The 12593-nt window shown below is 66.3% G+C and carries 10 protein-coding genes; 5 read left to right on the top strand and 5 right to left on the bottom strand.

All coding sequences use genetic code 11. The features are described 5' to 3' along the window. Positions 1 to 9 precede the first annotated feature (9 nt). Genes RUU78_RS14405 through RUU78_RS14415 form a run of 3 tightly spaced genes read right to left on the bottom strand, consistent with a single transcriptional unit; the run spans position 10 to position 4873 of the window. Positions 10 to 264 carry a hypothetical protein gene (locus RUU78_RS14405; protein ID WP_313917752.1) on the bottom strand — a complete coding sequence of 85 codons (255 nt, stop codon included), beginning with the start codon at positions 262 to 264 and terminating at the stop codon, positions 10 to 12. Further along, complete coding sequence (gene treS, locus RUU78_RS14410) at positions 261 to 3515, bottom strand: maltose alpha-D-glucosyltransferase (protein ID WP_313917753.1); 3255 nt, start codon at positions 3513 to 3515, stop codon at positions 261 to 263. The genes RUU78_RS14405 and treS overlap by 4 nt, the downstream gene beginning before the upstream one ends. Continuing rightward, positions 3512 to 4873: a trehalose-6-phosphate synthase gene (locus tag RUU78_RS14415; RefSeq protein WP_313917764.1), complete on the bottom strand. Its 1362-nt coding sequence runs from the start codon at positions 4871 to 4873 to the stop codon at positions 3512 to 3514. The genes treS and RUU78_RS14415 overlap by 4 nt, the downstream gene beginning before the upstream one ends. Positions 4874 to 5120: 247 nt before the next feature. On the opposite strand from RUU78_RS14415, the gene otsB reads away from it, so the two are divergent. The 5 genes from otsB to RUU78_RS14440 are packed head-to-tail and all read left to right on the top strand — an operon-like array spanning position 5121 to position 10207. Then, positions 5121 to 5924: a trehalose-phosphatase gene (gene otsB / locus RUU78_RS14420; protein WP_313917754.1), complete on the top strand. Its 804-nt coding sequence runs from the start codon at positions 5121 to 5123 to the stop codon at positions 5922 to 5924. Further along, complete coding sequence (locus RUU78_RS14425) at positions 5911 to 7203, top strand: mechanosensitive ion channel domain-containing protein (protein ID WP_313917755.1); 1293 nt, start codon at positions 5911 to 5913, stop codon at positions 7201 to 7203. The genes otsB and RUU78_RS14425 overlap by 14 nt, the downstream gene beginning before the upstream one ends. Next, positions 7196 to 8008 (top strand): endonuclease/exonuclease/phosphatase family protein, encoded by an 813-nt coding sequence (locus RUU78_RS14430; protein WP_343232316.1) that lies wholly within the window; start codon positions 7196 to 7198, stop codon positions 8006 to 8008. The genes RUU78_RS14425 and RUU78_RS14430 overlap by 8 nt, the downstream gene beginning before the upstream one ends. Then, positions 8005 to 9198: a cardiolipin synthase ClsB gene (gene clsB, locus RUU78_RS14435; RefSeq protein ID WP_313917756.1), complete on the top strand. Its 1194-nt coding sequence runs from the start codon at positions 8005 to 8007 to the stop codon at positions 9196 to 9198. The genes RUU78_RS14430 and clsB overlap by 4 nt, the downstream gene beginning before the upstream one ends. Beyond that, positions 9185 to 10207: a YbhN family protein gene (locus tag RUU78_RS14440; protein WP_313917757.1), complete on the top strand. Its 1023-nt coding sequence runs from the start codon at positions 9185 to 9187 to the stop codon at positions 10205 to 10207. The genes clsB and RUU78_RS14440 overlap by 14 nt, the downstream gene beginning before the upstream one ends. A 73-nt stretch (positions 10208 to 10280) precedes the next feature. Here RUU78_RS14440 and RUU78_RS14445 read toward each other — a convergent pair whose 3' ends face one another. Together RUU78_RS14445 and RUU78_RS14450 are read right to left on the bottom strand one after the other, a co-directional pair. Beyond that, complete coding sequence (locus tag RUU78_RS14445; RefSeq protein WP_313917758.1) at positions 10281 to 11444, bottom strand: zinc-dependent alcohol dehydrogenase; 1164 nt, start codon at positions 11442 to 11444, stop codon at positions 10281 to 10283. 12 nt (positions 11445 to 11456) lie between these two features. Further along, positions 11457 to 12242, bottom strand: coding sequence for an SDR family NAD(P)-dependent oxidoreductase (locus RUU78_RS14450; protein ID WP_313917759.1), 786 nt, complete (start codon positions 12240 to 12242; stop codon positions 11457 to 11459). Positions 12243 to 12593 lie beyond the last annotated feature (351 nt).

The following is a 12593-nucleotide window of genomic DNA, read 5'->3' on the forward strand; positions in this document are numbered from 1 at the left end:
CAGACGCGCTTAGTTTCTTTTCTCCCGCGGTACCGCAGGTACGAACGGGGAAATAGGGTCGCTAGCGGGAAAGGTTTCGTTCAACGCCTTGTCCAGATTGTCGTCGGCGTGGGCTTTGCGTTGCTTCTTCTGCGTGCGAGGCTCGGCGATCGTGGTGCTGCCCGGCGACGGCGGATCTTTCGCATCGCGGGCGCGTGAGGGCTTGGTGGGCGGGTTCGACATGAGGTTGACCTCGAAGGGGAACGGACAAGCGGCTGCAGTCATCGTGCCAGTGCCGATGTGGACGGTACGAGCCGGTTCAGCGTGCCGGTACGTGGCGACAGGTTCAGCGCACGGCGCAACGCACCCCAGGCGCTGTGCAGGGATTCGGTGCGGCGCGCCTGGTCGAGTTCGCGCACCGCATGCCAGGACTGCAGCAGGCGCAGCAAGTGGCGGCGCACGCGCGGTTCGACGGGCTCGCTCGCATTCGGGCAGGTGGTGAAGTAGCCGGAGAGCAAGGCTTCGCGTGCCTGCGCGTGGAAGGCCTGGCTGAACTCGAGTGCGACCCGGTCTTCCGCATCGAATTCCCCGGCGACCACGGCACCGGCGTGATCGATCGCGTGCAGCAGCGCGGCCACATCGGCGAGACGGCAGCCCCGCGTCGTTCCGGTCTGAGCCAGCACGGTGGCCGGGTTGGCGAAATCGACGAAGCACACGTCGCCGGCGGTCAGCAGTACCTGCGCGAGCGACAGATCGCCGTGCACGCGCTGCGCCGTTCCGGCGTTGGCGTCGGCCAGCGAATCGTCGAGGCTGCGGATGCGTCGCGCGGCGGCTTGCACGAGTTCGGCCGGCAGCCGCAGTTCGTCCTTGAGCGCGCCGGCCTGCGCACGGAAGCTGCGCAGCGTGTCGCTGAGCACATCGCGCAGCCAGGCGTTGCCGAGCACAACGCCGGTACCCAGCGTCGCGAGCGCGCAATGCAGTTCGCCCAGGCGCGTTCCGAGGCGCTGCGCCAGCGGCCGGCAGGCCTGCACGAGCTGGCGCTGACGATCGGCACCGGTGGCGCGGTATTCGTGCAGGCTGCGGCGCAGGAAGCTCAGCGTCCAGTCTTGTGCATTGCCCTGGTTGGCCGGCCATTCGTGCGCGAGCGCGAAGAGTTGTGCCGCGTTCTCGTCGACGATTTCCGCCGTGCCGATCAGCGGCGCGACGCCGCCGTAGCCTGCGTGGTGCAGGCCCGTGGCAATCTGCAGCGGCCCGTCGAGACTGCGCGCAGTACCGCGCGCGAGACTGATCGCGAACGAGGCGTCGAGCCGCGCGCGCTGGATGCCGTGGCCCTGCTCACCGAGGCTGATCTCGCGATTGCGCGGCGGTGGCAGTTCCTTCGTCGCGTCGCTGCGGCGGAAGCGCAGCGCAATGCCGCCGCTGTGCCATTCGCTCTGCGCCTGCCAGGCATCGCGCCACGCGTCGAGCAGCTCGCGAACGGCGAGACCGTCGCTGAGCAAGCCGACGCGCGCGCCGCGACGCACGCGGGCGAGCGCATGCGGCAGTGTGCCCGATGCAGCTTCCTGGCCTTCCCACGCGATCGCGAGCGGCAGCAGTTCGCGTCGCTCGCCGTGGCCGAGCTGCAGCAGGACCGCGTCCGCGCTGCCGGGCGCGGCGGGATAGATGCCTTCGATCGCGCCGGCATTCCAGTCGCGCCGCTGCAGCCAGGGCGGCAGGAGTTCGTCGCGCAGCCGCGCGGCGTATTTCTCCGCGACGTCGTCGGCCAGCGCGTGGCGCAGGACGAGCGTCTGCAGCTCCGGCAGCGGTTCGGGTTCAGGCCGGTACCAGTCGGGCAGGCGCTCGCGTCCGGCCAGCTCCAGCGCGACGAAGCCGTATGACGGCAAGGTCAGCAGATACGGTGCGCGGCCGATCGTCGGCAGCGCCGATGCACCGACGATGTCGACCGGCACGCGGCCGTCGAACTCGGACAGGTCCAGTTCGACCGCCTGCAGGGTGCGCGCGAAGTTGACGACGCAGAGCACGTGCACGCCGTGCCATTCGCGCAGGTAGGCGAGCACCTTGCGGTTGCGCGGATAGATGAAGCGCAGCTCGCCGCGACCGAACAGCGGGCCGTAGCGCCGCCGCACCGCGACCACGCGCCGCGTCCAGTGCAGCAGCGAATGCGGATCGGACTCCTGCGCCTCGACATTGACCGCGGCGAAGCCGTAGACCGGATCGGCGATCGGCGGCAGTACGAGCGACTGCGTGTCGGCGCGGGAGAAGCCACCGTTGCGGTCGGGCGACCATTGCATCGGCGTACGCACGCCGTCGCGGTCGCCCAGATGCACGTTGTCGCCCATGCCGATCTCGTCGCCGTAATACAGCACCGGCGTGCCGGGCAGGGTCAGCAGCAAGGCAGTCATGAGTTCGATGCGGCGGCGGTCGCGCTGCAGCAGCGGGGCGAGGCGCCGGCGGATGCCGAGGTTGATGCGCGCGCGTGGATCGGCCGCGTAGGTTTCCCATAGATAGTCACGCTCGGCGTCGGTGACCATTTCGAGCGTGAGCTCGTCATGGTTGCGCAGGAAGATCGCCCACTGCGACAGCGGCGGAGTGGGTGGCGTCTGGCGCAGGATGTCGCTGATCGGGAAGCGGTCCTCCTGCGCGATCGCCATGTACATGCGCGGCATGAGCGGGAAGTGGAACGCCATGTGGCATTCGTCGTCCTTGCCGAAATATTCGAGCATGTCCTCGGGCCACTGGTTGGCCTCGGCCAGCAGCATGCGGTCGGGATAGTGCGCGTCGATCTCCGCGCGCAGCCGGCGTAGGACCTCGTGCGTGCCCGGCAGGTTCTCGTTGCTCGTGCCTTCGCGCTCGACGAGATAGGCGACCGCGTCCAGGCGGAAGCCGTCGACACCCAGGTCCAGCCAGAAGCGCAGCACCTCGAGCATCGCCTCCAGCACCAGCGGGTTGTCGAAATTCAGGTCCGGCTGGTGTGCGTAGAAGCGGTGGAAGTAATAGCGTCCGGCTACCGGATCCCAGCTCCAGTTGGATTTCTCCACATCCGGAAAAATGATGCGGGTGCCGGCATAGGCCTGGTCGGTGTCGGACCAGACATAGAACTCGTGTTCGGGCGTACCGCGCGCGGCACGCCGCGCACGGTCGAACCACGGATGGTCCGACGAGGTGTGGTTGAGGACGAGGTCGCCGATCACGCGCAGGCCGCGCGCATGGGCCGCATCGAGGAAGTGCTTCAGATCATCCAGCGTGCCGTAGTCCGGATGCACGTTGAAGTAATCGGCCACGTCGTAACCGTCGTCGCGCCGCGGCGACGGGTAGTAGGGTAGTAGCCACAGCGTGTCGACGCCGAGCGAGACGATGTAGTCGAGCCGGGACAGCAGTCCCGCAAAATCGCCGATACCGTCGCCGTTGCCGTCGAGGAAAGACTTGACGTGGTAGATCACGGCGTCCTTGTACCAGTCGACCTGGCTGCGATCGATCGCCGCCGTCCGGGGCAGGCTGGCGGTCGGGCCGGCGCTGCCGGCTGCGTCGGCCCTCATGCGGCCACCATGGCGGCGCAGCGCGGCAGGCGCGGCTGGTCCAGCGCGGCGAGGAAATTCTCGCTCCAGCGCCGTACGTTTCCGTCTTCCAGGATCCGCATCGCGGCATGCCAGCGGCGCAGGCGCTCCTCCAGCGGCATGGTCAGCGCGCGTGCCATCGCGCGCGAGCAGCCTTCGATGTCGTACGGGTTCACGATCAGCGCGCAGTCGCCCAGTTCGGCGGCGGCGCCGGCGAACTCGGAGAGCACGAGCACGCCGGGATCCTCGGGATTCTGGCAGGCGAGGTATTCCTTCGCGACGAGGTTCATGCCGTCGCGCAGCGGCGTCACGACGCAGACGCGGGCGAGGCGATAGAAGCCGGCCAGCGTCGCGTGCGAATAGCCCCGATTGACGTAGCGCACCGGCGTCCAGGCCGGCGCGGCAAAGTGGCCGTTGATGTCGCCGACGAGGCGCTGCACCTCGCGGCTGAGCTGGCGGTATTCGCTGATGTCGCGACGCGATTCGGGCGTGACCTGCAGGTAGGTCGCGCGGCCGGCGAGCGAGGGGTTGTTGCCGAGCAGATGGCGGAATGCGCGCAGCCGTTGCGGCAGGCCTTTGGAGTAGTCGAGGCGGTCGACGCCGATCACGAGGCTGCTGCGTCCCAGGCTACCGCGCAGTTGCTGGATCTCCGGCAACCGTTCGGCCTCGTGCGCGAGCGCGGCCATGCCGGCCGGGTCGATGCCGATCGGGAACGCCCGCACGCGCGTGCATTCGCCACTGGGCAGCTGCAGCACGCCATCGCCCTCGGTCGCGCCGAGTTCGGCCACGAGATAGTTCGTCATTGCGCGCGCGTCGTTCGCGGTCTGCAGGCCGATCACGTCGCAGGCCGCGAGCAGGCCGAGCATCGCACGATGCTGCGGCAGCGTGACCAGCGTGCGCGGCGCGGGCAGTGGCGTATGCAGGAAAAAGCCGATGCGGTTCGTGAGGCCGCGTGCGCGCAGCAGCGAGGCCAGCGGCATCAGGTGATAGTCGTGGATCCAGATGACGTCGTGCGGGCCGGCCTCGTTGGCGACGAACTCGGCGAAGCGCTCGTTGACGCGCAGGTAGCCCTGCAGGTGCGTGCGGTCGAACGCCATGAGATCGGTGCGGCCGTGCAGCAGTGGCCACAGTGTACGATTGGAATATTCCGCATAGAAATCGTCGAACTCACCGCGCGGAAGATCCCAGGTCACGTAGCGGATGCGACCCTGCTGCTGCACGGTGGGCACGACCTCGGGGGCAGTGCCGCCGCTCCAGCCCATCCAGCTGCCGCCGCGATGCTGCAGCAGCGTGAGCACGGCCTGCGCAAGTCCGCCGGCCTGTGTCGTGCCGGGCAGCATCACGCGATTGGACACGACGATCAGGCGTCCTTCCCCGATCGCTGCCTCGCGACCGGTCGGCGTTGCCGCGTCGTTGTCGGGGTCGTGCGTAGTCACATCCATTAGCCTTCCTTGAGCCGAAGTCGACAGTAGCGGAGCAATAGACATGCCATGCGGACGCGTGGCACAGCTTCTGCAGAACGGCTGCAGCGCCGTGCGCCGCTGCAAGGCGGGGCGCGCTGAAGTTTTCACGCGAAGGACTCGCCGCATGTCTTCCATTGATTCGTCATTCGAACCCATCCTCGCCCATCGCTCATCCACCCGGAGCCCTCGCCACTACCCGCCGACGCGGCTGCCCGAGGCAACGCGCTGGGCACTTTTCCTCGACCTCGACGGCACCCTCTGCGACTACCGCGACAACCCCGCAGACGTTGCCCTGTCCCCGGTGTTGCGCAGCGTGCTGAGCCTGCTCGCAACACGTCTCGACGGCGCAGTCTGCGTACTCAGCGGTCGCAGTGCGGCGGACCTCGATCGCATCCTGGGCCCGCTCAAGCTGCCGCGTATTGCCGAACACGGCGGGGCCGGCGCCGCGCTGTACGACCAGGTCTACAAGGAGCAACTGCTCGAGATCCAGGCAGCGCTCGGAAAGATTTCCGCGGACAACCCGGGCACCTGGGTCGAACGCAAACCGAGTTCGTGCGTGTTGCATTACCGGCATGCGCCAGAGCGTGCAGAAAGCCTGAGAAGCGCGCTGTTGCCGCTGCTGCCTCGGCATGACCGCCTGCGCCTGCTCGATGGGGTCTGCGTGTTCGAGTTCGCGGCGCGCGACCACGACAAGGGCACGGCCTTGTTTGGACAGATGCAGGTGCCGCCATTCGCCGGACGATTGCCCGTCGTCGTCGGCGACGACGTCACCGACGAAGACGCCTTCGTCGCGGCGATCGCACTCGGCGGCTTCGGTATCGGCGTGGGCACGCGCACGTCGCTCGCGGCGAAATTTCATCTCGATGACTACGCGGCGGTCGGCGTGTGGCTGGCGGGACTCGCGGGAGGTGACGATGCGGCGCGGTGAAGGCCGGCTGCTGGTGCTGGCATTTTTTGTATTCGCCGCAGCAGCGGTGGCGCAGGTTCCGGCGCCGGTCAACGACAGTGCCGAAGCAGTGCTGCAGCAGGTGGAGGGTCTCGAACGCGTGCAGCCGCGCCGCTTCGGCAAGGTGCTGATTCTCGAAGGCCGCGTCGTCCGCGAGGCGGACAAGGAACTTGCCGAAAAGATTGCCCAGGCCAACAACGGCGGCGGCCAGGTCGTCAATCGCATCGAAGTGGCCACGGGCACACTCGAGCGCATCGTACCGTCGCTGCGCATCAGCGCGCAGAAGCTGCTGCGATTGCTGGGCTCAGTGCCGCTCTTGCTGGTCGCGGTCGGCGTGATCTGGTTGTTCTGGCGCGCTGGACGCTGGGTGTCACGGCGTACCTGGGTAGGCCGTGCCGCGGGCGCCAATCCCTTTGTCAGCGAACTGATGCGCCAGGCTATCCGTGTCGTCGCGGCGATACTCGGCCTGCTGTTCGCACTCGAAATCCTCGACGCAACCACGTTCGCTGCGGCACTGCTCGGTTCGGCCGGTGTCGCCGGCATCGCGCTGGGTTTTGCGTTTCGCGATCTGCTGGAGAACTATATCGCCGGAATCCTGCTGAGCCTGCGCCGGCCTTTTGCGCCCGACGATTCGGTTTCGATCGATTCGCACCAGGGCGTCGTCGTCGGCATGAACTCGCGCGCGACGATACTGATGACGTTCGACGGCAACCAGCTCAGTTTGCCCAATGCACTCGTGTTCAAGGCCGTGCTGGTGAATTTCAGCAGCAACGGCAAGCGCCGCTTCGATTTCAGCCTGGCTATCGAGCCGAGCGCCGATGTCGCCGCGGTCATGCGCGAAGGGTTACAGGCCGTATGCGAAACCGCCGACGTGCTGAATGAGCCGGAACCATCGGTGCAGATGGCCGAGGTCACGCGCGAAGGGATGCGCGTGCAGTTCTTTGCCTGGGTCGATCAGCGCAACGGCGATTTTGGACGCGCGCGCAGCGAGGCGTTGCGCGCGGTCCGTGCGCGATTGCAGGCTCTAGGCGTTGACTTCGGACCACCGCAGATGCGCTTGGTCGCCAGCAATGACGCGGCGGAAACGGTGCGCGAGCCGCGCAATGCGAGGACACGGCGCGCTGCGTCCGGAGAACCGGCGGAGCCGATGGAACCCATGGAACGGTCGAAGCCCCACGCCGACGTCATCGTCGAGGCCGTGCGCGATGCGCGTCGCGAACTGGGCTCGCAGGATCTGCTGCGTGAGCGCCGTCATGACTAAGGTCGTTGCGATGGCCGACGCATGCCGCGATGCACCGCAGCGCCAGCCCGTGGCGCAGGCGCAGTCGAACGCGGTACGCGTGCTTACAATCAACACGCACAAGGGGCTGGCGCCCTGGAACCGCCGGTTCATGCTCGGCGAACTGCGCGATGCAGTTCGCAGCAGCGGTGCGGATGTGGTGTTCCTGCAGGAAGTCAGCGGTGAGGAACAGCGCGCATCGCGCGGCGCCGGCAGCGTGTCCGGGCCGCACTACGAATTCCTCGCCGACCAGCTGTGGCCGCAGTTCGCCTACGGACGCAACGCCGTGTATCCGCACGGCCATCACGGCAACGCGCTTCTGTCGCGGTTTCCGATCGTCAGCGAGCGCAATCACGACATTTCGGTGAACGGTCCCGAGCCGCGCGGTCTGCTGCATTGCGTGCTCGACGTGCCGCAGGTCGGCGAACTGCATGCGATCTGCGTGCACCTGGGCCTGCGCGAGGCCCATCGCCAGCGCCAGCTGCTGCTGCTCAAGGCACTGGTCGAGGCGCAGATCGCGCCTGATACGCCGCTGGTTGTGGCTGGCGATTTCAACGACTGGCGCGGTCGCGCCGACACCATCCTGCACGGTGCCGGGGGCCTGCATTCGGCCTTCGCGCGCGCCGGCGTCGCGCAGCCGCGCACCTTTCCGGCGCGCTGGCCGCTGCTGGCGCTCGATCGCATCTACGTGAGCAACCTGCGCGTGCAATCTGCCTGTGTACTGTCGGCCCTGCCGTGGCCGCACCTCTCCGACCATCTACCCTTGCTTGCGGAACTGTGCCCATGAAACCGCTGTGGCGTGACGGCAACTGTGTGAACCTCCTCGAGAACGGCGAGGAATTCTTCCCGCGCGTGTTCGAGGCGATCCGGCAGGCGCAGGTGCGCGTGTATATCGAGACCTTCATCCTCGCCGACGACAGTGTCGGCAACGGCCTGCTGGACGCGCTGCGCGAGGCCACAGCGCGCGGCGTCGAGGTCGACGTGCTGGCCGACGGCTTCGGGTCGGAGCCGCTCGGCGAGGACTATCGCGCGCGCATGGCCGCCGCTGGCGTGCGCCTGCATATCTACGAGCCGCGGCGGCGCCTGTTCGGTGTACGCACGAACCTGTTCCGCCGCCTGCATCGCAAGATCGTGCTCATCGACGGCGTGCTTGCGTTCGTTGGCGGCATCAATTTCTGTCGCGACCAGCTGCTCGAATCCGGGCCAAAAGCATTGCAGGACTATGCGGTGGAGCTGCGCGGCGCCGTCGTCGCGGACATCGAGGATTTCGTGATCCGTTCGCGCACGGCCGCTACGCTGCCGCAGAGCCGGCGCGACGTGCAGTCACATGCCGAGGCACTGGCCGACGGTGCCGCCCGCGTGCGCTTCGTCACACGCGACAATCACCGCCATCCCACCGACATCGAACGCGAGTACCGCGTCGCCATCCGCGCGGCCCAGCGCGAGATCATCATCGCCAATGCGTATTTCTTTCCGGGCTACCGGCTGCTGCGCGATCTGCGCAATGCGGCCCGGCGCGGCGTCAATGTCAGCCTGGTCGTGCAGGGCAATCCCGACATGCCCATCGTCACGATCGTCGCGCGCTGGCTCTATCACTATCTCGTGCCGGCCGGCGTGCGCGTCTACGAATTCTGCGCGCGGCCCATGCATGCGAAGGTCGCGGTGGTCGACGGACGCTGGGCCACGGTCGGATCCAGCAACCTCGATCCGCTGAGCCTGTCGCTGAACCTCGAGGCGAACGTCATCATCGATGATGCCGCTTTCAGCGAGGAACTCGGCTCACGGTTGCGTGCCCTGCTCGAAAAGAGCTGCCAGCCGGTCACCGCCGCACGTGTGCCGCGGCGCACCTGGTGGCGTACCTTCAGCAGCGTGTTCGTGTTCCATTTCCTGCGCCATTACCCGCGCTGGGCGCAGCGCATTCCCACGGCACGCCCGCACATCGAACGCATGGTGCCGGAAGCCGATGGCGGCCACTGAGGCGGTAGCGGAAGCGAGTGCCACGCCGGCCTGGCGCCGCCATGGCCTGCGTGCGCTCGGCGTGGTGCTGATCGTCTTCACGCTGTGGCTGGTCACGCAGATCGTGCGCGAAACGGACTGGCCGGCTGTCGGCGCTGCCTTGCGTTCGCGGTCGCTCGCGACACTCGCGTTCATTGCCGTCGCGGCGCTGGCCAGCCACGCGCTGTACGGCATGCTCGACGTGCTCGGTGCGCGCGCGCTGAAACTCCGGCTGGCCCGCCATCGGGTCTGGCTCACGGCGACGAGCAGCTATGCGTGCAACCTCAACCTCGGCAGCCTCGTCGGCGCGGCGGCCCTGCGGTACAAGCTCTACGGTCGCCAGGGCGTCGCCGTGGCCGACATCTCACGCCTGCTCGCGCTGAGCATGGCGTCGAACTGGCTGGGCTATCTGATCCTGCTCGCGAGCCTGCCGCTATGGGCCTCGACGCAGGCGCTGGCGCGCTGGACCGGTGTGCCGGGCGCCATCGCGATCAGCGTCGCGGCGGCGATCGCGGTGGCGCTGTACCTGTACGCCTGTGTAAAACAGAGCACCTGGACAGTGCGCGGCCACGCGTTCCACTTTCCGCCGTGGCAGCTGGCGCTGGCACAGATCGGCGTGGGTGCGGCGAACTGGGCGCTGATCGGCGCCGTGCTGATGCTGTGCCTTGGCGACGGCGTCGCCTATGCGTCGGCGCTGACCTCGCTGCTGGTTGCTGCTGTCGCGGGCGCTGTCACGCATGTGCCGGGCGGCTGGGGCGTGCTCGACTACGTGATCCTCAAGAGCCTCGCCGGCAGCATCGATGCGCATCGTATCGTAGCCGGCGTGCTGGTCTATCGGGCCGCGTATTACCTGTTGCCGCTGATGCTGGCGCCCTTGAGCATCGGGTGGTTGCTGCGCAGTAGCGGTGGATCGCCGCAAGCAATGGACGCACGATCGTCGCCGAGTGAGGAAACCCTGATCGAGGACGTGAAGCATCGCCGAAACGCGTGACAGGTTCCGATGACCCACCTCATCTGGAAGGAGCCCGGAAGACGGTAGCGATCGCGTCTTCCGGGCTGAAATGTCAGGGGACCAGAACGACCTTGCGGCAATCCTCTTCCTTGTCGTTGAAAATTTCGTATCCCCGCGCCGCGTCGTCCAGATTCATGCGATGGGTGATGATGACTTCGGGCTGCAGGTCGCCGTTCTCGATGTGCTCGAGGAGTTCCGGCAGCAGGCGATGGACGTGCGTCTGCCCCATGCGGAACGTCAGTCCTTTTTCGAATGCATCACCGAACAGGAATCCGTGCAGCCAGCCCGCGTATACACCAGGAACGCTGACGATGCCGCCACGTCGCGTTGCGGCGATGCACTGACGAAGAACAAATCCGCTGCCGCCCTCCGCCTTGATGGTCGCGAGCACGGTCTCGGTGGTGCTGCCCTTTGCCTCGAAGCCCACGGCATCGATCGAAACGTCCACCCCACGATAGGCGGTCTGCGCAACGATCGACTCGGCCGGATCGTCAATCTCGTCGAAGTTGATGGGAATGACTCCATACGTCGTTCGCGCGAACTCCAGCCGATAGGGATGGTGATCGATCATGAATATCTTCTCGGCACCCAACATGCGCGCGCAGGCCGCTGCCATCAACCCGACGGGACCGGCGCCAAAAATCGCGACGGTTGAGCCTTGCTTGACTTCCCCATTCAGGACAGCTTGATAGCCCGTTGGAAGGATGTCGCTCAGGAACAGGACCTGCTCGTCGGACAAGCTGCCGGGAACCGCGAACGGACCCACGTTCGCCTTGGGTACGCGCACGAACTCGGCTTGGCCTCCCGGCACACCGCCGTAAAGATGGCTGTATCCGAACAGGGCCGGCGGGGAGGAGATGTTCTTGCGGTTGAGCGCAGCACCGGGGTTGGGTCCCGTGGCTTCGCAGCATGCAAATTGCGTGAGTTCGCAGAAAAAGCAATGGCCACATGCAATGACGAAAGGAATGACGACGCGGTCGCCCTTCTTCACCGCCGACACGCCGGAACCGGTGTCTTCGACGATGCCCATGAACTCATGACCGAGTATGTCGCCCGATTCCATGCCCGGCATCTTGCCGCGGAACAGGTGGAGGTCCGAGCCGCAGATGGCCGTGGCCGTGACTCGCAGAATGATGTCGTCGTCCTCGATCAGTACCGGATCGGGCATGTTTTCAACACGTACATCCTTGGCGCCGTGATAGGTCAGGGCTCTCATAGCGATGTCTCCTCAATGGTTGGCGCTGCCGGGCTTGGCTGCCTTGGCGTGTTGAGCTGCAAGCGTTTCGCCGGGCGTCACATTGCCGAGCGCCACCATGAGTTTGTTTCGCCACCCGGCGACGACATCGGCCTCGCCCTCCTTCATCGCGTCGAAGCCGATTTTTGCGACCTCGGCCGGATCCATCTTCTTGCTGGCGCCCACTTTGGTATCGAGCATGTCAGCGCGCTCGAAGAACTCGGTATCCGTGGCGCCCGGCATCAGGCATGACACCGTGACGCCGGTTTCCTTGAGCTCGTCGCGCAGCGCCAGCGCAAAGGAATCGATGAACGCCTTGGTGCCGTTGTAGACGGCCTGATAGCTGCCTGGCTGGAACCCTGCGATGGAGCCGGTGATCAGAATCCTTCCGGTCCCTTGAGCGCGCATGCGTTGGCCGACCGCATGAAGCAGGGCCACCGTTCCGCTGATATTGGTGTCGATCACATGCTGAAATTCTTTCGGATCCTGGTCGAGGAACGCGCCGCCAAGACCGTGCCCGGCATTTGCAAACAGAACGGAAACAGGACGATCGCGGACGACTGACAGAAGCTCGCGGATGCCTTCGGGGACGGCGAGATCGGCTTCAACCGCAATCACGGCAGCGCCCAGTGCCTCGAGGGTCTGGGTCGCATCCGCCAACGGGCGATCAGCGGCAATGACAAGATCGTAGCCTTCGTGAGCAGCGAGCCGGGCAAGTTCGAGGCCGATGCCTGATGAAGCACCGGTCGCAATGGCGAGGGGACGAGGTTGCGCGGACATGGAATCTCCTTTCAGACGGTGACAAGAGTTGAGCTATTTGAAGGCTCGTTGTTATCCCTGAGTCATCAGGTGGGGCAATTGGCATGCCAGCCATACGACGTTGCTGTCCATGCGCACGGAGACGAGGTCTGCCGCGATGACAAATTCGTGGGCGACGTGAGTCGTAGGTCCAACGATTCATCAGCGCCGATCGCAGTAGCCGCCGCTTCGTCTGTTTGAGTTGCCCCTGCCGCCAGTCGTGTGACATGAGAAGAAGACGGGGCGGATCGACAGACGCGGACGGTGTCCATGCAAAATGGGTCTTCGCGGATCAGTGTGGGTGTAGCCGAGCGTTTTCAGGCAGTGCGGGCA

Source organism: Tahibacter sp., from assembly GCF_032229445.1.
Lineage (GTDB): Bacteria > Pseudomonadota > Gammaproteobacteria > Xanthomonadales > Rhodanobacteraceae > Tahibacter.